This is a genomic window from Curtobacterium sp. ABR8 (assembly GCF_057812125.1).
Map to the genome: position 1 here is coordinate 1915726 of NZ_CM173818.1, position 22782 is coordinate 1938507.

20 protein-coding genes and 1 other RNA gene are annotated in these 22782 nt (G+C 72.5%); 16 read left to right on the forward strand and 5 right to left on the reverse strand.

Features of this window, described 5'->3' with window-relative positions:
- The first annotated feature begins 8 nt into the window (after positions 1-8).
- Together ACXKZB_RS09235 and ACXKZB_RS09240 are read left to right on the forward strand one after the other, a co-directional pair.
- Complete coding sequence (locus ACXKZB_RS09235) at positions 9-1391, forward strand: alpha/beta fold hydrolase (protein ID WP_488825825.1); 1383 nt, start codon at positions 9-11, stop codon at positions 1389-1391.
- Entirely contained in the window at positions 1388-2938 is a 1551-nt protein-coding gene (locus ACXKZB_RS09240; RefSeq protein WP_123312801.1) for a GMC family oxidoreductase, read from the forward strand. Before ACXKZB_RS09235 ends, ACXKZB_RS09240 begins: the two co-directional genes overlap by 4 nt.
- 47 nt (positions 2939-2985) lie before the next feature.
- On the opposite strand, the gene ACXKZB_RS09245 is transcribed toward ACXKZB_RS09240, so the two are convergent.
- Together ACXKZB_RS09245 and ACXKZB_RS09250 are read right to left on the reverse strand one after the other, a co-directional pair.
- Complete coding sequence (locus ACXKZB_RS09245; protein ID WP_488825826.1) at positions 2986-3552, reverse strand: GIY-YIG nuclease family protein; 567 nt, start codon at positions 3550-3552, stop codon at positions 2986-2988.
- Between the two features lie 102 nt (positions 3553-3654).
- Positions 3655-4500, reverse strand: coding sequence for a siderophore-interacting protein (locus ACXKZB_RS09250; protein ID WP_488825827.1), 846 nt, complete (start codon positions 4498-4500; stop codon positions 3655-3657).
- A gap of 58 nt (positions 4501-4558) precedes the next feature.
- Here ACXKZB_RS09250 and ACXKZB_RS09255 point away from each other — a divergent pair, with 58 nt between their 5' ends.
- The 11 genes from ACXKZB_RS09255 (at position 4559) to ACXKZB_RS09305 (ending at position 14988) form a co-directional block, all read left to right on the forward strand.
- Positions 4559-5242 (forward strand): biliverdin-producing heme oxygenase, encoded by a 684-nt coding sequence (locus ACXKZB_RS09255; protein WP_488825828.1) that lies wholly within the window; start codon positions 4559-4561, stop codon positions 5240-5242.
- Positions 5239-5532: a DUF2470 domain-containing protein gene (locus ACXKZB_RS09260; protein WP_488825830.1), complete on the forward strand. Its 294-nt coding sequence runs from the start codon at positions 5239-5241 to the stop codon at positions 5530-5532. Before ACXKZB_RS09255 ends, ACXKZB_RS09260 begins: the two co-directional genes overlap by 4 nt.
- A gap of 215 nt (positions 5533-5747) precedes the next feature.
- On the forward strand, positions 5748-8405 hold the full coding sequence (locus ACXKZB_RS09265; RefSeq protein ID WP_488825831.1) for a phosphoenolpyruvate carboxylase: 2658 nt from the start codon (positions 5748-5750) through the stop codon (positions 8403-8405).
- Positions 8406-8459: 54 nt separating this feature from the next.
- Positions 8460-9668 (forward strand): multidrug effflux MFS transporter, encoded by a 1209-nt coding sequence (locus ACXKZB_RS09270; protein WP_340196849.1) that lies wholly within the window; start codon positions 8460-8462, stop codon positions 9666-9668.
- Positions 9669-9728: 60 nt separating this feature from the next.
- The gene (locus ACXKZB_RS09275) at positions 9729-10064 is read left to right on the forward strand and encodes an STAS domain-containing protein (protein ID WP_488825833.1); all 336 of its coding nucleotides are present in this window, start codon (positions 9729-9731) and stop codon (positions 10062-10064) included.
- Complete coding sequence (locus ACXKZB_RS09280) at positions 10064-10477, forward strand: ATP-binding protein (protein WP_488825835.1); 414 nt, start codon at positions 10064-10066, stop codon at positions 10475-10477. The genes ACXKZB_RS09275 and ACXKZB_RS09280 overlap by 1 nt, the downstream gene beginning before the upstream one ends.
- 107 nt (positions 10478-10584) lie before the next feature.
- Positions 10585-11544, forward strand: coding sequence for an AraC family transcriptional regulator (locus ACXKZB_RS09285; RefSeq protein ID WP_488825836.1), 960 nt, complete (start codon positions 10585-10587; stop codon positions 11542-11544).
- Positions 11545-11572: 28 nt separating this feature from the next.
- Positions 11573-12157 (forward strand): RBBP9/YdeN family alpha/beta hydrolase, encoded by a 585-nt coding sequence (locus ACXKZB_RS09290; protein ID WP_488825837.1) that lies wholly within the window; start codon positions 11573-11575, stop codon positions 12155-12157.
- Positions 12158-12275: 118 nt separating this feature from the next.
- A complete protein-coding gene (locus ACXKZB_RS09295; RefSeq protein ID WP_488825838.1) occupies positions 12276-13322 on the forward strand; it encodes a hypothetical protein in 1047 nt (348 codons plus the stop codon).
- A gap of 71 nt (positions 13323-13393) precedes the next feature.
- The gene (locus ACXKZB_RS09300) at positions 13394-14251 is read left to right on the forward strand and encodes a Nif3-like dinuclear metal center hexameric protein (RefSeq protein WP_488825839.1); all 858 of its coding nucleotides are present in this window, start codon (positions 13394-13396) and stop codon (positions 14249-14251) included.
- Between the two features lie 2 nt (positions 14252-14253).
- The gene (locus ACXKZB_RS09305; protein WP_222660981.1) at positions 14254-14988 is read left to right on the forward strand and encodes a zinc ribbon domain-containing protein; all 735 of its coding nucleotides are present in this window, start codon (positions 14254-14256) and stop codon (positions 14986-14988) included.
- A gap of 359 nt (positions 14989-15347) precedes the next feature.
- Here the strand turns inward: ACXKZB_RS09305 and rnpB are convergent.
- The 3 genes from rnpB to map form a co-directional block, all read right to left on the reverse strand.
- An RNA gene (rnpB, locus tag ACXKZB_RS09310) (RNase P RNA component class A) lies at positions 15348-15708 on the reverse strand.
- Between the two features lie 239 nt (positions 15709-15947).
- Complete coding sequence (ppgK, locus tag ACXKZB_RS09315; RefSeq protein WP_488825840.1) at positions 15948-16697, reverse strand: polyphosphate--glucose phosphotransferase; 750 nt, start codon at positions 16695-16697, stop codon at positions 15948-15950.
- A 40-nt stretch (positions 16698-16737) separates the two neighbouring features.
- A complete protein-coding gene (map, locus tag ACXKZB_RS09320) occupies positions 16738-17601 on the reverse strand; it encodes a type I methionyl aminopeptidase (protein WP_488825842.1) in 864 nt (287 codons plus the stop codon).
- A 184-nt stretch (positions 17602-17785) separates the two neighbouring features.
- On the opposite strand from map, the gene ACXKZB_RS09325 reads away from it, so the two are divergent.
- From ACXKZB_RS09325 to ACXKZB_RS09335, 3 genes are all read left to right on the forward strand, one after another.
- A complete protein-coding gene (locus ACXKZB_RS09325) occupies positions 17786-17965 on the forward strand; it encodes an SPOR domain-containing protein (protein ID WP_123312787.1) in 180 nt (59 codons plus the stop codon).
- A 108-nt stretch (positions 17966-18073) separates the two neighbouring features.
- Positions 18074-19411 carry a type I glutamate--ammonia ligase gene (gene glnA / locus ACXKZB_RS09330; RefSeq protein ID WP_123312786.1) on the forward strand — a complete coding sequence of 446 codons (1338 nt, stop codon included), beginning with the start codon at positions 18074-18076 and terminating at the stop codon, positions 19409-19411.
- Positions 19412-19424: 13 nt separating this feature from the next.
- Positions 19425-22376, forward strand: a complete 2952-nt coding sequence (locus ACXKZB_RS09335; RefSeq protein ID WP_488825844.1) for a bifunctional [glutamine synthetase] adenylyltransferase/[glutamine synthetase]-adenylyl-L-tyrosine phosphorylase — start codon at positions 19425-19427, stop codon at positions 22374-22376.
- The last annotated feature ends 406 nt before the right edge of the window (positions 22377-22782 follow it).

The window sequence follows — 22782 nt, forward strand, 5'->3', positions numbered from 1 at the left end:
CAAGACGGGTGACCCCTGCGTTCTGCCTCCACGCGTTGGGGGCGAGCTCCGAGGAGTTCGCCCTGCTCCGCCGCGCCCTGATCCGTGACGACCTCGAACTCATCGGCATCGACCTGCCCGGCTTCGGCCGCAGCCCTGCGTCGTCCGGCACCACCGTCGAGGAGATGGCCGTGCTCGTGGAGCGCACGATCGGTGCGAGCGGCGCGAGCGAGTGGGTGCTCATCGGGCACTCCATGGGCGGCAAGGTGGCCACGGTCGTCGCCGACCGCACCATGTCGGGTGCCAACGGCCTGTTCGGCCTGCGCGCCGTCGTGCTGCTGGCGGCCTCCCCGCTGGCGCCGGAACCGATGGACGACGAGCGCCGCGCCGCGATGCTGTCCTGGGCGGCGGGCGGCCCGATCGGCGCGACCCACGCCGCCGAGTTCGTCGATGCGAACACCGCGTCCACCCTGGCGCCCGAGCGGCACACGACCGCCGTGCAGGACGTCCAGCGCACCGATCCCGGCGCGTGGACGGCGTGGCTCACGCGCGGCAGCCGCGAGGACTGGTCGGACGCGGCGCCGAACCCCGTGCCGGCGCTCGTGCTCGCCGGTGCCGAGGACGGCGACCTCGACGCCGAGGCGCAGCGTCGCCTCACGCTCCCGCACTGGCCGGACTCGGAGCTCCACGTCGTCGAGGGCGCTGCGCACCTGCTGCCGTGGGAACAGCCCGAGGCGGTGGCCGACCGCATCCGCGACTTCTGGACCCGCCGCTTCACCGGGGCTCCCGTCGTGCCCGTCGAGCAGGCACGGGTCATCGCCTCGCCGCGGGTCAGCGCCCGCATGCGCTCCCTGTTGGCGGCACGCGCGCTGCCCGACGACCCGACCGCCGCGCCGCGCGCGCTCACGGCGCTCCAGCTGCAGACCCTCCGTGCCATCGCCCGGATCGTCGTCCCACAGCCCGGCGACGGTCAGGTCGACCTCGCCCTGCGCGTCGACGACCAGCTCGCCGCGGGGCTCGGTGACGGATGGCGCGTCGACGGCATGCCGGACGACGTCGAGGCGTACCGGGCGGCGCTCGACGTGCTCGCCGGGCCGGCGCAGGACGGCGTGCTCGACCGCACGCTGCAGGACGTCTCCGCCGGTCGGTACCGTGCCGACGGCGTGCTCGACGCCGAGCAGCTGCGCGCCTGGTTCGAGGACGCCAGCGTCGACCTCGTGAAGCACTGGCTGGCCCACCCCGCGACGATGGCGGCGATCGACTTCGACGGCTTCGCGAACGGCGGCGACGGCGTGCGCAAGCAGGGGTTCCAGCTGCTCGCCGCCGACCAGCGCGAGGCCTGGGAGCCACCGGCACCCCACCGCCGCGACGACACCCACGACGACACCACGACGACGGAAGCAGCACGATGAGACTCGACGGACAGCGCACCTACGGCACGGACGACGTCGTCGACGTGGTGGTCGTCGGGACCGGCGCCGGCGGAGCCCCCCTGCTGGCCTCCCTGGCCCGTCGCGGCCTGCGGGTCGTCGCCCTCGAGGCCGGTCGCAACACCGAGCCGGGCGACCACGTGCCCGACGAGGTCGCCGCACCCGGCGACATCAACTGGATGGACGAGCGGCTGAGCGGCGGCGGAGCACCGACCGCGTTCGGCCCGAACAACAGCGGGACCGGCGTGGGCGGCTCGACGCTGCACTGGGGTGCGTTCACACCGCGCCCGAGCGAGCACGACCTGCGCCTGCGCTCCGAGAGCGGCCAGGGCCAGGACTGGCCCATCAGCCACGCCGAGCTCACCGGCTGGATCGAGCAGGTCGAGCACGACGTCGGGGTGGCCGGTCCCGAGCACTACCCGTGGGACCCGTCGCGCCGATACCGGATGCGTCCGCCGGCGCGCAACGCCTCGTCGGACATGATGATGCGCGGAGCAGCGGCCGCCGGCATCACCGCGACCGACGCCCCCGTCGGCCTGACCACCGAGGACCGCCACCAGGAGCACCACGGTCTGCGCCATGCCTGCGTGTCCTGCGGCTCGTGCCACCAGGGCTGCCGCAACGGCGCCAAGGTCTCGATGGACACGACGTACCTGCCGGCCGCCGTGGCCTTCGGCGCCGAGATCCGGCCGGACTCGTTCGTGCACGGCATCGAGCTCGACGCCGCGGGCGAGGTCAGCGCCGTGCTGTACACCCACGACGGCCGCGAGCACCGGCAGCGCTGCCGGTCGCTCGTGCTCGCCGCCGGCGGCGTCGAGACCCCGCGACTGCTGCTGCACACCGGGATCGCGAACGGCAGCGACCAGGTCGGCCGGAACTTCACCGCGCACGGCGCCACCCAGGTCTGGGCCCGCTTCGACCAGTCGATGCGCTCCTACCGCGGCTACCCCTCGTCGATCATCACCGAGGACTTCGTCCGACCCGCCGACGCCGACTTCGCCGGCGGGTACCTGATCCAGAGCCTCGGGGTGCAGCCGCAGACCTTCGCCAACACGCTCGTCCGGGGCGGCGGCCTGCGCGGCGCCGAACTGGTGCGGGCACTGCAGGACTACCCGTACTCGGCGGGCGTCGGCATCAACGCCGAGTGCCTGCCGTACGACGACAACCGTCTGGTGCTCGCGGACGAGGTCGACGAGCACGGTGTCCCGCGCGCACGGGTGTCGTTCACGCCCGGGTCCAACGAGGACGCGATCCGCCGTCACGCCGTCCGCACCATGACCACCATCGTCGAGGCCGCCGGCGGCAAGGACGTCCGGGTCCTCGAGCGCACCGCGCACACCATCGGCACGGCCCGCATGGGCGCGGACCGCGAGACCTCGGTCGTCGACCCCGACGGCCGCTCGTGGGACGTCCCGAACCTCTGGATCGCCGACAACTCGGTGTTCCCGAGCGCCGTCATCGCGAACCCGGCGCTGACGATCATGGCGCTGTCGCTCCGCACCGCCGACCGGATGCTCCGGGCCGCCTGACCTGCCCGAGCGGGCCGACGGCGCGATCGTGCCACGGCCCGCTCCGGTCAGCCGCGCAGCGCGAGTGCCTCGCTCGTCCACCGGGCGTGCAGGTCCCACGGGTCCTCCACGCCGGCGGCGACGGCGTCGACGTGCGCGAGCAGCTCCGGCGTCGCCCGGAACCACTCGGTGCCGGGGTACCGCGTGGCGGCGAACTGCGTGTGCCGGTGGCGTTCGAGCGACCGGTCGCCCCGCTCGAACGCCAGCAGGTCCTGGTGCGGGATCGCGGCCAGCCGCTGGCGCGGGTTCGTCGTCGTGCCGATCTTCACCCGGTCGCCGAAGTCGTCGCGCATCCGCAGGTAGTACACGACGTCGACCCGCGGGGGAGCGAGGTCGCCGTCGGGCACGTCGCCCCACCGCCACTCGCACCGCGCGCAGACGAAGCCGGACGGGAACCGCACGCCGATGCGCGACCCGCAGACTGCGCAGGGCCCCGGAAGCGCGTCTTCGACGCCGACGTGCTCGGCCGCGAACTCGGTCACCAGCGTGACGTGCGTGGCGCACAGGGGCACGCCCGCGAGCGCGTCCGCAGCGGTGCCTGCGCAACCCGGCACGCAGCACGACGAGGTGACCATGTCCGGAACGCTAGCCGGACCCACCGACGTGCCCCGCGCCTCCCGGCTGCTCTGCGCTCCCATCGCACCCGCTCTGGGAAGGACCGCGCAGGCAGCCGGCCGTCAGTCGGTGAAGATCACGCCGACCGGCTCGCGCTTCTCCTCCTGGAACTGGTCCTCGCCGCGCCCGAGCGCCCAGTAGGCGGACAGCGACATCTCGCGCTTCTCGAGCCCCCAGTCGTCCTGCAGCAGCCGACGGATCGCCTTCATCGCGGTCCGCTCGCCGTGCGCGAAGACCTGGACCGGCCGGGAGACGCGGGGCAGCGCCCGGGCTGCGTCCAGCAGGAGCGTGCCCGGCTGGGCGCCGGTGGCGTCGCGGTGCAGCCACCGCAGGTCGACCCCGGCCGGGTGCGCGATCTGCTGCTCGTCGGCCGGGCCGGCGACCTCGACCAGGGCGATGCCCGTGGCCGTGTCGGCCATGGACTCCAGCGCGGCGCCGATGGCCGGCAGGGCGCTGTCGTCGCCGAGCAGGACGTGCGTCACGTCCGGGTCGTCCACGGGCGCGTAGCCACCGCCGGGACCGGACAGGGCGAGCTGGTCGCCGGGCTGCGCCGCTGCGGCCCAGGGCCCGGCGAGCCCGTCGTCGCCGTGCACGACGAAGTCGACCGCGATCGTCCTCGCGGTGTGGTCGACGGCCCGCACCGTGTAGGTGCGGCGGGCCGGCCGGTCCTGCTTCGGCAGGGTGTCGCGCAGCGCCTCGAGGTCGTACGGCGGCTCGAGGCCGAGCGACGGCTTGGCGAGCAGGAGCTTGACGTACTTGTCGGTGGCGGCCAGCTTGTCCGGATCGGCCGTGCCCACGAAGTCGTCGAAGGCCGGTCCGCCGAGGTGGACGCGCACCATGTGCGGCGTCAGCCGCTCGGTGCGGTCGACCACGAAGACGTGCTGGGGGCGTTTGGGCTTGGAGCTCATCGGTACGAGCGTCCTCTCTCCTGCTTGACGTTTGTCGAACTAAGGTTAGCCTTACCTCATGGACACGACCGTCATCCCGTTCTCCGAGCTGCTGCGCGGGCGCACTCGGCGCTCGCACGGATCCTCGGCCGGGAACGGCTTCATGCACGACCTGCTCGGCGGGAGGTGCGACGTCGCCGACTACGCGGCGTTGCTCGGACAGTACTCGTTCGTCTACGACGCCCTCGAGCGTGCCGCCCACCGGATGGCGGACCACCCCGTGGCGGCGCCGTTCGTCACCTCGCAGCTCACGCGGATGCCGGCGATCCGCGCCGACCTCGAGTACCTGATCGGTCCGGACTGGTCCGAGTTGGTGTGCCCGCTCCCCGCCACGACGGCGTACGTGCGGCGGCTCAACGAGGTCGCGGCGGAGTGGCCCGGCGGCTTCGTCGCCCACCACTACACGCGGTACCTCGGTGACCTGTCCGGTGGGCAGATGATCGGGCGGATGCTGTCCGACCAGTTCGGCTTCGACACGAACGGGGTCCTGTTCTACATCTTCGACCAGGTCGCGGACCCCAGCGCCTTCACGGACACCTACCGTGCGCAGCTCGACGCGGCACCGTGGTCGGCGGACGAGCAGGAACGGGTCATCGCCGAGGTCGAACTGGCGTACTCGCTCAACAGCGGTCTGCTCGAGGGCCTCGACGCCCGTCGGCGGCCGGTGACGGACGGTGTCGGCGACGCGGCGGTGACCGCGTGACCGAGCCGTTCGACGACGAGGCGCGCCGCGCGATCCTCCGGCACATGAACGCCGACCACGCCGGCGACAACCTGGCGATCGTCCGCGCGAACGGTGCCGCGACCGCCGTGGCGGCGACGATGACCGAGATCGACGCCGTCGCCGGGGTCTGGCTCGCCCGGCTCGACGACGGCGACGAGGAACAGGTCATCGTGCCGTGGAGGTCGCCGCTGACCGACCGCCGTTCGGGTCGGGTGCAGATCGTCGAGGTCCACTCCGCCGCGCAGGCCCAGCTCGCCGAACCGAGCTGAGCCGAGCCGACCACAGACCCGCCGGGATCGCGGACCGCGTCGCAACTGCAGGGGTGCTCCCGCCTCGCGTCGCGATCCCGGCGTCCTCCGTGCGTGCCCGCGCCCGGCACGAACGGCCGGCTGGTCCGTCCGGACGGTCGACGTCACGGGCGCCCGTTGGCCGATACGCTGCTCGGAGCCGGGACGGTGTTCCCGGACGACCCCGAAAGGACCCCATGACGGCGATCGACGGATCGGCGCGCCATGAGCGCGCTCGGGACGACGTCAGCGGCGCGGTCGACAGTGACCTGCGCGCCGACGTGCGCTACCTCGGCAACCTGCTCGGCCGGGTGCTGCGCGAGAACGGCGGCGACGAGCTGCTGCGTGACGTGGAGTCGCTGCGCGCAGCCGTGATCGACGCCTACGAGGGCGACCACGCCGAGGGCGCCGCCCGCGCGCAGACCCTCGTGTCCGCGATGTCGGCCGAGCGCGCCGAAGCGGTCGCACAGGCCTTCACGACGTACTTCCACCTCACGAACCTGGCGGAGGAGCACCACCGCGTGCGGGTGCTCCGGCAGCGCGGTGACGACGGCGGGCTCGCCGGCGACTCGTTCCCGGCGACCTACGCGGAACTCGTGGCCGAGGTCGGCGAGGCCGAGGCGGCCGAGCGACTCCGGACGCTGCGGTTCCACCCGGTGCTGACCGCGCACCCGACCGAGGCCCGCCGTCGTGCGGTGACCACGGGCGTGCGGCGCATCACGGACCTCATCGACGAGCGCGACCGCGCGAAGAACGCCACGGCACGTGCCGAGAACGAGCGACGGCTGCTCGAGGAGATCACGACCCTCCTCCGCACCTCGCCGCTCCGCACCACCCGCCCGACCCCGCTCGACGAGGTCCGCACCGCGATGAGCGTGTTCGACCAGACCCTGTTCGAGATCGTCCCGCAGGTGTACCGCCTGCTCGACGACCGGCTGCAGGGCGACGACGCCGGTCGCGCACCGGTGACCGCTCCCGCGTTCGTGCGGTTCGGCACCTGGATCGGCGGCGACCGCGACGGCAACCCGCACGTGACCGCCGACATCACGCGCCAGGCCGCCGAGATCGCGGCCGAGCACATCCTGATCGGCCTCACCCGTGCCACGACCCGCATCGGCAGCGCCCTGACGCTCGACGCGAGCGACACCCCGGCCGACGCCGGGCTCACCGCGCTCGTGGCGGCGCAGGAGTCCCTCGACCCGACCATCGCGGAGCGGATCGGCGTCCGTGCCCCGAACGAGACCCACCGTCGTGCCCTGCTGTTCGTCGCGGCGCGCATCGACGCCACCCGCCAGGGCGCCACGCCGCTCGGGTACAGCGGCCCCGACGCGCTGCTCACCGACCTCCGGACGATCCAGGCGTCGCTCGTCGCCGCCGGCGCGATCCGACCGGCGAACGGCGAGCTGCAGAACCTCATCTGGCAGGTCGAGACCTTCGGGTTCCACCTGGCGGAGCTCGAGGTCCGCCAGCACTCCCAGGTGCACCGCACGGCCCTCGCCGAGATCCGTGCCGGCGGCGCCCTGAGCGAGACCACCGAGGAGGTCCTCGCGGTCTTCCGGACCATCGCCGGCCTGCAGGAGCGGTACGGCGTCCGTGCCGCCAGCCGGTACATCGTGTCCTTCACGCAGTCGGCGGCGGACCTCGCCAACGTGCACGAGCTCGCCGTCGCCGCACTCGGGTCGCCCGAGGCCGCGCCGGTGCTCGACGTGATCCCGCTGTTCGAGACCTTCGCCGACCTGCACGCCAGCGTCGACATCCTCGACGAGGCCGTCCGCACCGAGATGTTCCAGCGTCGCCTGGCCGCGACCGGCCGTCGACTCGAGGTCATGCTCGGCTACTCGGACTCGTCGAAGGACGTCGGCCCCGTCTCCGCGAACCTGGCGCTCTACGACGCCCAGGCCCGCATCGCCGACTGGGCGCGGGACAACGAGGTCGAACTGACCCTGTTCCACGGCCGCGGTGGGTCGCTCGGCCGCGGCGGCGGACCGGCCAACGAAGCCGTCCTCGCGCAGCCGCCGGGATCGATCGACGGTCGCCTGAAGCTCACCGAACAGGGCGAGGTCATCTTCGCCCAGTACGGCGACCAGGACATCGCGGCCCGCCACCTCGAGCAGATGGCCTCGGCCACCCTGTTCGCGTCGTCGCCGTCGAACGAGGCGCGCACGGCCACGGCGGCGACCCGGTTCGCCGACCTCGCGCAGCAGCTGGACGACGTGTCGCGCGCGGCGTTCTACGAGCTGGTCAAGGCGGACGGCTTCGCCCCGTGGTTCGCACGGGTCACCCCGATGGAGGAGATCGGTCTGCTCCCGCTCGGGTCCCGCCCGGCGCGTCGCGGGCTGTCGGTGGAGTCGCTCGAGGACCTCCGCGCGATCCCGTGGGTGTTCTCGTGGACCCAGGCGCGGATCAACCTGGCCGGTTGGTACGGGCTCGGCTCCGCGCTCGAGGCCGTCGGCGACGTCGACGTCCTGCGCGCCGCGTCCGCCGAGTGGCCGCTGTTCGGCGCGATGATCAAGAACGTCGAGATGTCGCTCGCCAAGACCGACGAGCACATCGCCCGTCGGTACCTCGAGCTCGCCGACCGCGACGACCTCGCCGCGAAGGTGCTCGACGAGATGGCACGCACCCGCGACTGGGTGCTCCGGATCTCGGGGGGCAGCGACGTGCTCGAGGACCGTCCGGTCCTGGCCAGGGCCGTCCGCCTGCGCAGCCCGTACGTCGACGCCCTGTCGCACCTGCAGCTCCGCGCGCTCCGGTCCATCCGGACGACGGGCAGCACCGACCCGACCGATGCCGACCACCGCCTGCTGCTGCTCACCGTGAACGGGATCGCCGCCGGTCTGCAGAACACCGGCTGATCCGCGGCCGGCAGGGTGCGTCGAATCGATTCGGCTGCGCGTAGCGTGTCGACCGTGACGACGGAGCGCATGCGGAAGCCGACGACGACCACCCTGCCGCCGGTCGTGCCACTGGCCCTGATCGTCGGGGTGTCACCGTTCGCCACGGACATGTACATCCCGGCGTTGCCGCAGATCGCGCGCGACCTCGGGACGACACCCGGTGCCGTCCAGCTGTCGCTCACGGCGTTCCTGGTCGCCTTCGCGGTCGGGCAGCTGCTCGTCGGGCCGGTCAGTGACGGGGTCGGCCGGCGGCCGATGCTCGTCGTCGGCACGGCGGTGTTCGCGCTCGCCTCGGTGGGGTGCGCCCTCGCGCCGGACGTCGGCACGCTCGTCGTCGCCCGCATCGCGCAGGGGCTCGGCGGCGCGGCGGGTGCGGTCGCCGGCCGGGCGATGGTGTCGGACGTGGCGAGCGGGACCCGGATGGCGAAGGTCTTCGGCACGCTCGCGGCGATCAACGCGATCGGCCCCGTCGTGGCGCCGCTCGCCGGGGGAGCCGTGCTGACGGTCGGCACGTGGCGGGTCATGTTCGTCGTGCTCGCGGTGCTCGGCGCGCTGTTCTTCGCGATGGTGCTGCTCTGGTTCCGCGAGACCCTGCCACCGGAGCGACGCGGCGGTGTGGGCTTCGCGGCGAACGGGCGACGCATCCGCGAGTTGCTCGCGATCCCGCGGTTCCGCGCCTACGTGCTGAGCGGGGTGCTCTCGACGGTGGGCTTCTTCGCCTACATCGCGACGAGCTCGTTCGTGTTCCAGACCCAGTTCGGCTTCTCCGAGGGCATGTACACGCTCGTCTTCGCCACGAACGCCTCGATGATGATCGTCACGACGCTGGTGTTCGGTCGCGTCGTCGGGCGGTTCTCCGAGGACTCCCTGCTCACCGCCGGACTGCTCGTCGGCACCACGGGCGCGGCCGCCGTCCTCGTCTCCGCGCTGCTCGACCTCGGCCCGGTGCCGGTCTGGTGCGCGCTCGCGGTCGTCACGGGCGCGTGGGGCTTCGTGCTGCCCGCGGCGATGACCCGCACACAGCACGTCGGCGCGGCGCACCCGGGCACCGCAGCAGCCCTGCAGGGTGGTCTCACCTTCGGGATCGGCGGCCTCGGCACACCGCTCGCCGGCGCCCTCGGCGGGACCGCGCTGGCGATGGGCGGTGTCATGGCGGCGCTCATGGCGGCGGCCGTCGTCGTGCAGATCACCGCGACGCGGCGGGACCGCACCGGGACCTGACACGACGGAGCCGGTAGGTTGCTGGTTGCAAGGCGCACCGACCTGAGGAGGCCACCCGGCATGGACATCGTCGTACACGAAGCGCAGCCCGACACCGCGGTACTGGAGTGCAGTGGACGCCTCAACATGGTGTCCGCCCCGGCGTTCCGCGAGACGGTCGCGCAGGTCGTCGGCAACGGACGTTCCCGCGTCGTGGTCGAGCTCTCGGCTGTCGAGTTCATGGACTCGTCCGGACTCGGCGCACTGGTCGGCAGCCTGAAGACCGCACGGCAGGCGGGTGGCGACCTCCGCATCGCCGCGCCGTCCGAGCAGGTGCAGATGGTCCTGCAGCTCTCCAACATCGACAAGATCCTCCGCACGTACCCCGATGGGGACGCTGCGGTCACCGACTGGTGATGACCGCCTCCGCCGCCGAGCACACGCTCGCCCTGTCCTGCCCGCCGGACGACGTGTCCGCCGTGCACGAGTTCCTGGCCGGTGTGTGGCAGGACGAGCCGTCGGTGTCCGTCGAGGACCGGATGGCCCTCGAGCTCGCGATCGTCGAACTGACGTCGAACGTGATCGAGCACGGGACACGCCCGGACGGTGTGACCTGCCGCCTGCGCCTGGAGATCGGAGCGGACCGGTTCTCCGCACTGCTGTCCGACGACGGCGTCGCCGCGACCGTGGACACCGAGGCGGCCCAGCTGCCGGACGGACTCGCCGAGAGCGGCCGCGGACTCGCCCTGGTCCGGATGGTCGTCGACGACCTGCGGTACGAGCGGATCGCCGACGAGAACCGCTGGACCGTCCTGCGCGCCCGGCACTGACCCCGGCCCACCGCCGTTCGTCCGTCTCGCGCACTCCACGGGCCACAATCCGCAGGGTGTCCCGGTGGATTCCCGGGCGACCTGGCCGCCGTGTCACGATTCGCGCGATGACAGCCGAACCGGATCCCAGGATCAGCTTCGAGACGTCGGGGGTCGATCTCGACGCTGCCGTGCACATGTACGAGGACGCCTACGCCAGTGTGGGCTTCACCGCGACCCGCACGGAGCGGCCGTTCGCGTACCGTTTCCGCGTCGTGGGTGACGACGTGATGTCCTTCCGCTCGACCCGGTTCGACGCCCGGATGCAGGGCGAGCTGGACGTCCGCGACGAGTACGTGGTCATGTGGACCACCGACGGGGGCGGACGCGTCGACGTCGGCCGGCAGGAGGTCGCGTTCACGCCCGCCGCCCCGATGATGTTCCCGACCGGGCGGCCGTTCGCCTTCGACCTGCAGGACGTCCGGCAGAGCCTGGTGCAGTTCGACCGGACCGCTCTGGAGCGCGTCGCCGCCGAGGTCCACGGTGCCCAGCCGGGCCCGCTCGTCTTCGACCACACGGCGACACCCCGGACGGCGGAACTGCGGGGCTGGAACGCGCAGGTCCAACGTGCCGCGGCGATCGTGCTCGGTCGGGCGTCGGTCAGTCCACTCGCCCTGGCCGAGATCGCCCAGGACACCGCCCGGTCACTGCTCCGCACGTTCCCACACAAGCTGCTGGCTCCGGACGTGCCCCTGCCGCAGGGTGCGACGGGCCGGGTGCGCGAGGCGGTCGAGTACATGCACGCCTTCGCGCACACCTCGATCTCGACCACCGACGTCGCCGAGCACGTGGGGTTGAGCGTCCGCGGTCTGCAGCAGGCGTTCCAACGCCAGGTCGGTACCGCTCCGAACGCGATGCTGCGCGGGATCCGCCTCGACCGTGTGCGCGAAGAACTCCGCCGCGCGTCGGCGGGCGACCTCACCGTGGCCAGCGTGGCCATGCGGTGGGGCTTCGCGCACCTCGGCCGGTTCTCGGCGGCCTACGCAGCGCGGTTCTCCGAGTACCCGCGCGACACACTGCAGCGCTAGCACCGGCCGGGTTCGCTACGCTGCCCGGGTGAGCAGACCTCGACCGTGGGTGATCGTCCCCGGGATCTGGAACTCCGACGCGGAGCACTGGCAGTCCGTCTGGCAACGCGAGCGCGACGACGACGCGGTCCGCATCGCGCCGGCGTCCTGGGGGGAGCCGGACCCAGGGGACTGGCGGGACGCGATCTCCCAGGCCGTCGCGTCGTGCGCGGAGCCGCCGGTGCTCGTGGCGCACAGCCTGGGCGTGCTCGCGGTCGCCGACTGGCTCGCCGCCGACCGAGCGGACCGCGCTGGCCCGGGCGGGACCGCCGTCGCCGGTGCCTTCCTCGTGGCACCACCGGACCCCTCGGCACCGGGCTTCCCCGCCGCTGCCTCCGGGTTCACGGCGCCCCGCCCCGTCCCGCTCGGCACCGCGGCGGGCCGCGTTCCGATCCGGATGGTCGTGAGCGACGACGACCCGTACTGCACCGTCGACCGTGCGGTCGCCTTCGCGGAGACGATGGGCGCCACGGTCCTCCGTGTCGGCGCCCTCGGCCACGTCAACGTCGCCAGCGGCGTCGGCGGGTGGCCCGCTGGTCGGGAGCTCCTCGACGCCTTCGAGCAGACCCTCTGAGCCGTGCTCTGGCGTGACGGACGACACGCCGTTCACGTTCCGGGCGATATGGCAGGGATTGCTGCGACACACCGCGGATGTCCGCAGTTCCGACGCGCGCGATATTTATCCTTCGGACATGGAAACCCAGTCCGGTGCACGCACCCCCCTCGTCGACCCCTTCGGTCGCGAGGTCGAGGAGTGGCTTCGTGACGCCCCGGCGACGCGCACGCCGTACGTGGCGGACCTCGTGGTCCCGCCCGTCACCGGCCCCGTGCAGCGCCCCCGCGTCGCGGCCGAGGTCACCGCCGTCGAGCTGCCGGAAGCCGGCAGCGAGACGGCCGCACCCGGCACCGCGACGCCCGTCGTCGACCAGTCGCCGGCAGCCCCCGCGTTCCGCCGTGACCGTGCTCGGCACGCCGCCGTCTGCGCACCGTCGTTCCCGGAACCCCCGGAGCGCCTGGCCCTGCGCATCGAGGACCTCGCGATCGAGGTCTCCTCGTCCACCGGCCGCAGCACCATCGAGCGCATCGTCCTGCTCGAGACCGAGGTCCGGCGTCGTGACGAGGACCTCGCGCGCCTCGCCGCCTGGGAGGCCACGGTCTCCGGCGCCGACGACCCGGAGCTCACCGCCGCTCGCGCCTTCGCCCGGACGGTCTTCGCCGACCTCCTCGAGGACGCCGCCGCCGAGTCGGACCGTCAGGACCGCGCGGCCGCCCGCCGTGCCGCGACCGCCCCGGTCGCCGTCGTGACCGGCCCCGCTCCGGCTCCGGCTCCGGCGTCGGTCGTCCGTCCCGCACCTGCGGCAGTCACCGCGCCCGCAGCCGACGTCGTCACGGCGACCCCGGCCGTGGCGCTGGTCACCCCGGAACGCGACGAGCCCGTGCGACCGGTGCTGGGCCTCCCGGCCGTGTCGCCGGTGTCCGCGAACACGCGACCCACGCCGCTCGTCCAGCCCGCCACCGGACCCACGGTCATCGACCGTGCCGCGTTCGCGGCGGCCCTCACGGCCCACCAGGGGACCACCGCGAGCACGCCCGTCGTCCTGCCGGACGCGGTCGCCGTGCCCGTCGAGACGGCCGCTGCCACGCACGTCGACACCGACACCGACACCGACGGCCCGGCCCGGCCCGGCTGGTGGTCGCGGCTCGTCGCCGGCCTGCTGCGTGCGCTCGGTCGCCGCTGACCGGGAGGCCCGGATCACCCCGCGCGGACCGGCTGCCGGTGCCGACGCGGTCGCCTCGGTAGACTGACCGGATGCCGACGCTCCGCGAACTCCAGGCCGTGATCGAAGACCTGTGGCCCGCCGCAGGAGCCGAGTCGTGGGACGCCGTCGGACTGGTCGCCGGAGACCCCGACGCCACCGTCGAGCACGTCCACCTGGCCGTCGACGCCGTCCCCGCCACCGCACGCGAAACGGTCGAGCTCGGCGCCGGGCTCCTCCTCACGCACCACCCGCTGCTGCTGCGCGGCGTCACGACGATCGCCGAGTCGACGTACAAGGGCAGCGTCCTCGCGACCCTCGTGCGCGGTGACAGCGCCCTGGTTGCCGCCCACACCAACGCGGACGTCGTCACCACCGGCACCTCGGCGGTGCTCGCCGACCGCATCGGGCTGACCGACCAGCGCCCCCTCGACCCCGGGTCCGGCCCGGGCTCCGACCCTGCGACGGGCATCGGCCGTGTGGGCGTCCTCGCCGAGGGCACCACGCTCGGGGCACTGGCGCGGAAGCTCGTCGACCTGCTGCCGCCCACCGCGACCGGCGTCCGGGTCTCCGGCGACTTCGACCAGCCCGTCCGCACCGTGGCGCTCTGCGCCGGCGCGGGGGACTCGCTGCTCGGGCACCCCGCCGTCCTCGCGGCCGACGTGTACATCACGAGCGACCTCCGCCACCACCCGGCGTCCGAGTTCCGCGAACAGGCCCTGCTCGGCGGCGGCCCCGCCCTCATCGACACCTCGCACTGGGCCACCGAGTGGCTCTGGCTCGACGTCGCGGCCGCGCAACTGCGCGACGCCGCCGGCGTCCGGGTCACCGTGAGCGACCTCCGCACCGACCCGTGGGACTTCGCGGTCCTGCCGGCGGCCGAACCCACCACCCCCACTGAAGGAGTCTGACCATGAAGGCAGCACCCGAGGACCAGGTCATCCTCCTCGACGTCCAACGACTCGACAACGACGTCACCCGCATCGCGCACCGGATCACGTCGCTGCAGAAGGGCGACCAGCTCACCGAACTCGGCACCAAGGCGGCCGGGCTGCGCAGCGAACTCGTCGCCGCGACCGGCCTCGTCGAGGACGCCGAACGCGAACTCGCCCGTCTCGAGTCCGACACCGCAACTGCGCAGGCCCGCGTCGAACGCGACACCACGATGCTGCAGAACGTGTCGAACTCGAAGGACGCGGCCGGGCTCCAGAACGAGCTCGAGTCGCTCCAGCGCCGCATCGGTGGCCTCGAGACTGCCGAGCTCGAGGTCATGGAGAACCTCGACGGGCTCCGCGCCCGGGTCGGCGACGTCGAGGCCCAGCTCGCCGACGTCGAGGCAGCGCGCTCCGGCCTGGTCGCCGAGCGCGACGCCGAGATCGCACGGCTGTCGTCGGACCGCGCGTCCGCCGAGCAGGCCCGCGCCGACGTCGCCGCGAAGGTGCCGGCCGAGCTGCTCGCGCTCTACGACCGGCAGCGCGCCCGCTACGGATTCGGTGCGTCGTTGCTGCAGGGCGGGGTGTCGACGGCGTCGGGCGTCGCGCTGAACAACTCGGACCTGCAGGACATCCGTCGGGCCGCTCCGGACGACGTGGTGCTCTGCCCGGACAGTGACGCGATCCTGGTGCGCACGGCCGAGTCGGGGCTGTAGGCGCTCGAACGTAGTCGACGGGAGGCGCGGTGCCGGGCTGGCACCGCGCCTCCCGTCTGGGGTGTGGGGTGCGGTGGTCGTCGCCTGGTGCGAGGTCTGTCACCTGGTGCGAGCTTGCACGCTCGGTGCGAGGTTGTTGCGCCGCACGGAGCGGTCAACCTCGCACGGGCTGGCGAGCGCGGCACCGTGCGGGTCTGTCGGCGCAGGTGTGGTGCGTGCCGGTGCACGGTGCGGGGTCCGTCGCCTGGTGCGAGCTTGCACGCTCGGTGCGCCGTTGTGGCGCTGCACCGAGCGTGCAACCTCGCACGCGATCGCGAGCGCCGCACCGTGCGTTGAGCACGGGGCTCGTGCAAGTGGGGCGAATGGGCCGGCCGTACGCCGGGTTCTGTCCCGCCGCTTGCACGGCGGTGACGGCCATCTCTCTCGGACCGACGTTGCCGTCGGCCTCCAGCGGTCTACCCGAGGACTCGGCGAGCAGCCTCAGCGTCCTCTGTCTGACCTTGCTCCGGGCGAGGTTTACCGAGCGGATCCGGTCACCCGGATCCCTGGTGGTCTCTTACACCACCGTTTCACCCTTACCGACGTTGCCGCCGGCGGTCTGCTTTCTGTGGCACTGTCTCGCGGATTGCTCCGGGTGGGTGTTACCCACCGCCCTGCTCTGTGGAGCCCGGACGTTCCTCGGCACTCCCGGGGGAGTGACGCGACCGTCTCACCGACCCATTCGCAGGCCCGAGTCTACCGGCCCCGCGCCCTCGCCCGTGCCCCGCCCCGTGCCCCGCGCCCCGAGGTTCCAAAATCTCGGCATGTCGGCGTGCACGAGGGGTCTCCGTGGAACCTCGGCGCACCGCAGACGGCGAGTCGTGGAACCTGGGTGCGACCGGCCGGGTGCGTCGAACCGCGCCGAACAACTCCCACACCGCACGGTGCGGGCCGGTGTGCGGTCTGGGCGGATCGCCGGGTCAGGCGCTGCGCGCGGCCAGGGTCGCAGCGCCGATGATGCCGGCGTTGTTGCGCAGGGTCGCGGGGATGATCTCCGCCTGCAGGTCGAGCAGCGGCAGGAACTCCTCGTACTGCTTCGACACACCACCGCCGACGACGAACAGCTCGGGGGAGAGCAGCGCCTCGAGCGTCGAGTAGTACGTCTGCAGGCGCTTCGCCCAGTGCTTCCAGGACAGGTCGTCGCGCTCCTTGGCGGCGAACGAGGCCCGCGACTCGGCGTCGTGCCCGTCGATCTCCAGGTGCCCGAGCTCCGAGTTGACGATGAGCACACCGTCGTTGATGAGCGCGCTGCCGATCCCGGTGCCGAGGGTGGTCACGATGACCAGGCCGTCCTTGCCCTTCGCCGCACCGAACTGCTGCTCGGCGAACCCGGCGGCGTCGGCGTCGTTCACGAAGTGGATGGCGCGGCCGAGCTCCTTCTCGAACAGCGCCTCGGCCTCGAAGCCGATCCACTTCTTCGAGACGTTCGCGGCGGACATGGTCTTGCCGTCCCGCACGATCGCGGGGAAGCACACGCCCACGGGGACGTCGGCCGCGGGGGCGAGCTCCTCGAGGATCGAGGCGACGACGGCGGTGATGTCGTTGGGCTTCCCGCCTTCGGGGGTGGCCTTCTTGATGCGGTCCGTGGTGAGTTCACCGGACGCGACGTCGACGATCGCGCCCTTGATGCCCGTACCACCGATGTCGACGCCGACTGCGAGGGAGGTCATGAGGTTGTCGTGCCTTTCGGTTGCCTGCCGGAGTGCCCGGTCAGGAGACGGTGAGGAGCTCCGCGCCGCGTTCGGTGACGACGAGGGTGTGCTCGAACTGCGCGGTCCACGACTTGTCGCGCGTCGAGACCGTCCAGTCGTCGGACCAGATGTCGGCCTCGATCCCGCCGAGCGTGAGCATGGGCTCGATGGTGAACACCATGCCCGGTTCGATCACCGTGTCGTACTGCGGTGCGTCGTAGTGCGGGATGATCAGCCCGGAGTGGAAGGCCCGACCGACGCCGTGTCCGGTGTAGTCCCGGACGACCCCGTAGCCGAAGCGCTTCGCGTAGGCCTCGATGGCGCGGCCGATGACGTTCACCTGTCGGCCGGGGGCGACGGCCTTGACGCCGCGCTCGAGGGCGAGTCGCGTGCGGGTCACGAGGTCCTCGACCTCCTGCGACGCCTGCCCGACGATGAACGTGCGGTTCGTGTCGCCGTGCATCCCGTCCTTGTAGGCGGTGATGTCGATGTTGACGAGGTCGCCCTCCTGCAGGACCGTGTCGTCCGGGATGCCGTGGCAGATGACCTCGTTGAGGCTCGAGCACAGCGACTTCGGGTACCCGCGGTACCCGAGCGTGGAGGGGTAGGCGCCGTGCGCCACGACGAACTCGTGGCCGATGCGGTCGAGTTCGTCCGTGGTCACGCCCGGGCGGATCGCGGCGCCGACGGCGTCGATGGCCTGCGAGGCGATGCGGCCGGCGGTGCGGATGCGCTCGACCTCGTCCGGCGAGTACGTGTCGCCCAGGCCGTGCTCGTGCGGTTCGACCTTGCCGACGTACTCGGGACGCTCGATGTCCTTCGGGACTGCCCGGTGCGGGGAGATGCGGCCAGCGGTCAGGTGTCCGTGTTCATCCCGGGGCATGCCGACCACTCTAGCCGCGGCGCGACGCGCCGAGCGCAACCGCCCCACGGTGCGGCCCGACGCGCCGAGCGCAACCGCCCCACGGTGCGGCCCGACGGGGTGGACGTGACCGCCTGGAGGCCCGGTGCCGGTCCGCCGGACCGGCACCGGGCCTCCAGGCCGTCACCTGGGTACGGTGGGCGACATGAGCGACGAGCGCATCGAGTCCCAGTGGTGGTTCAACGACAAGACCGGTCAGGTCGAGCAGGGGCCGCAGTCCCCGCAGCGCGACCGCATCGGCCCGTTCGACACGCGTGAGGAAGCACAGCACGCTCTCGACCGGATCGCCGCGAACAACGAGAAGTGGGACGCCGAGGACCAGTGAGTCGGTCACGTGCCGCGGCGGCGCGTCGCACGCCCCCGCGCACACCGCCGGACCACTAGCCTGGGAAGAGGCCCGCCCGCGGCCACCCGATACACGGAAAGGTCGTGCATGGACAAGCAGACGGACTTCGTGCTCCGCACCATCGAGGAGCGCGGCATCAAGTTCATCCGACTCTGGTTCACGGACGTCATCGGGACCCTCAAGTCGGTGGCGATCGCCCCGGCTGAGGTCGAGGGCGCGTTCGCCGAGGGCATCGGGTTCGACGGCTCCGCGATCGAGGGCCTGTCCCGTTCGTACGAGGCCGACGTGCTCGCGCACCCGGACCCCTCGACGTTCCAGATCCTGCCGTGGCGCGGCGAGATCGACCCGACCGCGCGGATGTTCTGCGACATCACGACGCCGGACGGGCAGCCCGCCGTCGCCGACCCGCGCAACGTGTTGAAGCGCACGCTGGCCCGGGCGAGCGAGCGCGGCTTCACCTTCTACACGCACCCCGAGATCGAGTTCTACCTGCTCAAGAGCCGCGAGTGGAAGGACGGCGGCCCGCAGCCCGTCGACCAGGCCGGCTACTTCGACAACGTCCCCGGCGGCAGCGCGCACGACTTCCGACGCCGCTCCGTCCGGATGCTCGAGGACCTGGGCATCTCGGTGGAGTTCAGCCACCACGAGGCCGGTCCGGGCCAGAACGAGATCGACCTCCGGTACGCCGACGCGCTGACGATGGCGGACAACATCATGACCTTCCGCACGGTGGTGAAGGAGGTCGCCATCGAGCAGGGCGTCTACGCGACGTTCATGCCGAAGCCGATCTCCGGGCAGCCGGGTTCGGGCATGCACACGCACGTCTCGCTGTTCGAGGGCGACCAGAACGCGTTCTACGAGGCCGGCGGCGAGTACCAGCTGTCCCGGACCGCGAAGCACTTCATCGCCGGTGTGCTCAAGCACGCACCGGAGATCACCGCGGTCACGAACCAGTTCGTCAACTCGTACAAGCGCCTCTGGGGTGGCGACGAGGCCCCGTCCTTCGTGACCTGGGGTCACAACAACCGTTCCGCGCTCGTGCGCGTGCCGCTGTACAAGCCGAACAAGGGCCAGTCCTCGCGCATCGAGTACCGCGGTATCGACTCGGCGGCGAACCCCTACCTGGCGTACTCGCTGCTGCTCGCGGCCGGCCTCAAGGGCATCGAGGAAGAGTACGAACTGCCGGCCGAGGCCGAGCACGACGTCTGGAGCCTGACCGACGCCGAGCGCCGTGCCCTCGGGTACAGCCAGCTGCCGTCGAGCCTCGACCACGCCCTCAGCCTGATGGAGGACTCCGAGCTGGTCGCGGAGACGCTCGGCGAGCACGTGTTCAACTTCGTGCTCCTCAACAAGCGGCAGGAGTGGAAGCGGTACCGCGACCAGGTCACGCCGTTCGAGCTCGACACCAACCTCGGCGCCCTCTGAGCGAGCGCACCACATGACCGGTCGGACGACGTCGTCGCGCTCCGAGTTGGCCCGCCTGGGGTTCGCCGAGCTGTCGGAGAGCCTCGAGCGGATCGCCGACCTGGAGGCGCGGTTCGGCTCCGTCGTCCCGCTGCCGGTCAGCGGCACCCCTGCGCTCTGGGGCATCACCGCGGATCCCGACGGTGCGCTGCGGTTGCTGGAACGGCTGCTGGAACGTGCTCCTGACGAGCTGCGCCCCGTCCTGGCGGACGAGGCAGCGACCGAGCGGCTCATCCGGCTGCTCGGTGCATCGGTCGGCCTCGGGGAGTTCCTGCACCGCCGACCGGCCGAGCTCGCGCTGCTGCTCGAGCCCGTCGTCGCACCCTGGTCGCAGGAGCGGTACACGGCGTCCCTGATCGACGCGATCGACGGCGCCACCGGCGAGGAGGCGCGGATGTGCCTGCGGGTGCGGTACCGCCGGCACCTCGCCCAGATCGCCCTGTACGACGTGCTGCACACGTCGCCGACCGAGGCCTTCCCGGCGGTCGCCGCCGGACTGGCGGACCTTGCCGGGGCAGCGCTCGACGCCGCGGTCGACGTGGCCCGGCGCGAGGTCCCGTTCCCGGCGGCCGACGTCGCCGCGACCCCGCTCGCCGTGATCGCGATGGGCAAGGCCGGCGCCCGTGAGCTGAACTACGTCAGTGACGTCGACGTCATCTTCGTCACCGAGTCCACCGACGAGATCAGCACCGACCGCGCCGTCCTCATCTCGACGCGGATCGCGATCGCCGCGACCCACGCGATCACCGACCTGGCCGCCGAGCCCGGTCTGTGGGAGGTCGACGCGAACCTGCGACCGGAGGGCAAGGACGGTGCCCTCGTCCGCACGCTCGACTCGCACGTCGCCTACTACGAGCGCTGGGCGAAGTCGTGGGAGTTCCAGGCGCTGCTGAAGGCGCGGCCGATCGCCGGGTCGGCCGACCTCGGTGCCCGCTACGCCGACGCCGTTGCCCCGTTCGTCTGGAGCTCGTCGGCGCGGCCCGGGTTCGTCGAGTCGGTCCAGCGCATGCGCGAACGCGTCACCGAGCACATCCCCGACGGCGAGGTCGACCGGCAGCTGAAGCTCGGTCCCGGTGGGCTGCGCGACGTCGAGTTCACCGTGCAGCTCCTGCAGCTCGTGCACGGCCGCGACGACGAGTCGGTCCGGGTCCGGTCCACCCTCGAGGCGATGGACGCCCTGACGGCTGCCGGCTACGTCGGGCGGGCCGAGGCCGCACGGTTCGGCCCGGACTACGCGCTGCTCCGCGTCCTCGAGCACCGCATTCAGCTCCGCCGGTTGCAGCGGACACACCTGATGCCGACGGACGAGGAAGAGCTGCGTGTCCTCGCCCGGTCGAGCGGCGTCGCCACCTCGGCCTCCGCGCTCGAGACCCGCTGGCGTGCCGTCAAGCTCGAGGTCCGCGGCCTGCACGAGCGGCTGTTCTACCGGCCCCTGCTCTCCGCCGTCGCCGCGACCGAGGACGAGATCGTCCTGACCGACGACCAGGTCGTCGATCGTCTCGGTGCGATCGGGTTCGTCGACCCGCCCGGTGCGCTGCGGCACATCCGGGCACTCACGCAGGGGACGAGTCGACGGGCGGCGATCCAGCGGAACCTGCTGCCGGTGCTCCTGCGGTGGATGGCCGAGGGGCCGGCACCCGACCGGGCACTGCTGGCGTTCCGACGGCTCAGCGACACGCTGGGGGAGTCGAGCTGGTTCCTCCGGATGCTCCGCGACTCGTCCGGGGCGGCGCACTCGCTCACCACGGTGCTGTCCGAGTCGGCGTTCCTGTCCGGACTCCTCGAGCGCTTCCCCGAGGCCGTCGCCTGGCTCGACGAACCCGAAGCGCTCCTCCGCGCCCGCCCGATGGACTCGCTGCTCGCCGAGATGACCGCGACGACCGCGCGGCACGGCAACGACGTCGACGGGGCGGCCGGCCTGCTGCGCTCGGCTCGTCGCCGCGAGACCCTGCGCCTCGGCATGGCCGCGGTGCTCGGGCACCTCGACGTGGACGCCCTCGGTGCGGCGCTCAGCGACGTGACCGAGGCGACGCTCGCCGGGGCACTCGCGCTCGCTCGACGGGACGCCCCGGCGGACTTCGAGTTCGGGATCATCGCGATGGGCCGGTACGGCGGACGTGAGCTCGGGTTCGGCTCCGACGCCGACGTGCTCTACGTCTACCGCGCTCCGGACCTGCCGTCCGAGGTGGCCTCCCGGACGGCGCAGACCATCGTGCGCGAGCTGAACCGGCTCACCGAGGACACCGTCCACCCGCTCGACCTCGACATCGACCTGCGCCCCGAGGGGAAGAACGGCCCCGTGGCCCGCACCCTCGAGTCCTACGGTGCCTACTACGCCCGGTGGTCGCTGACGTGGGAGGCGCAGGCCCTGCTCCGTGCCCGCGGCGCCGTGGGGGATGCGCAGCTGCTCCGCGACTTCGAGCACCTGGCGGACCGCACCCGCTACCCGGAGCGGATCGACGAGCACGAGGTGCGCGAGGTCCGGCGGATCAAGGCGCGCGTCGAGTCCGAGCGGCTGCCGCGCGGTGCCGACCCGGCCCGCCACCTCAAGCTCGGTCGGGGCTCGCTGAGCGACGTCGAGTGGTTCGTCCAGCTCCTGCAGCTCCAGCACGCACTCGAGGTCCCGGCGCTCCGCACCACGTCGACGCTCGAGGCGCTCGACGGTGCGGTGTCGGCGGGGTTCGTCAGCGCCGAGGACGGGGAGCGGCTGGGTGCGGCCTGGCGTTTCGCCTCGCGGACGCGCAGCGCCCTGGTGCTCTGGTCGGGGAAGACGACGGACGTGCTGCCCGTCGACCGCGTGCAGCTCGAGGGCGTCGCGCGGCTGATGGAGTACCCGCCCGGCTCGGCGAGCCAGCTGGAAGAGGACTACCTCGGCGTCACCAGGCGTGCACGGCAGGTCTTCGAGCGCGAGTTCTACGGCGCCTGACGCGTCGCCGACGCGACCGCGACACGCCCGGGCATGCTCCCCGGAGCCGAAGGTGACGGGACGTCGGAGGTTAATTCCCCGTGTCGCGCACCGTCCCCCGTTCGTTTCGGACTGTACCCCGAGCGCCGTCAGTGGGCCGGTCGTTACCGCGTCGTGACCACCCCGCAACGGGCTGCCGGCCGACGTGCCGGAGGCACGCGCCGACTCGCCCGGTGACCACGCTCTGAACAGGGGTTTCCCGGAGCGGCGATCCGCGCCTCCCGGCATCACCCGTCGCGCACCAGGGTGACCGATCGGGTGGACCCCGTCCGCAAGAGTGCTGTCAGCACGAGGGGGGACCACCGGACCCGGCGGAGAGGAGGACAAGTGTGTACCCCGTAACGCGCGCGAAACGCCCCCGGACGGG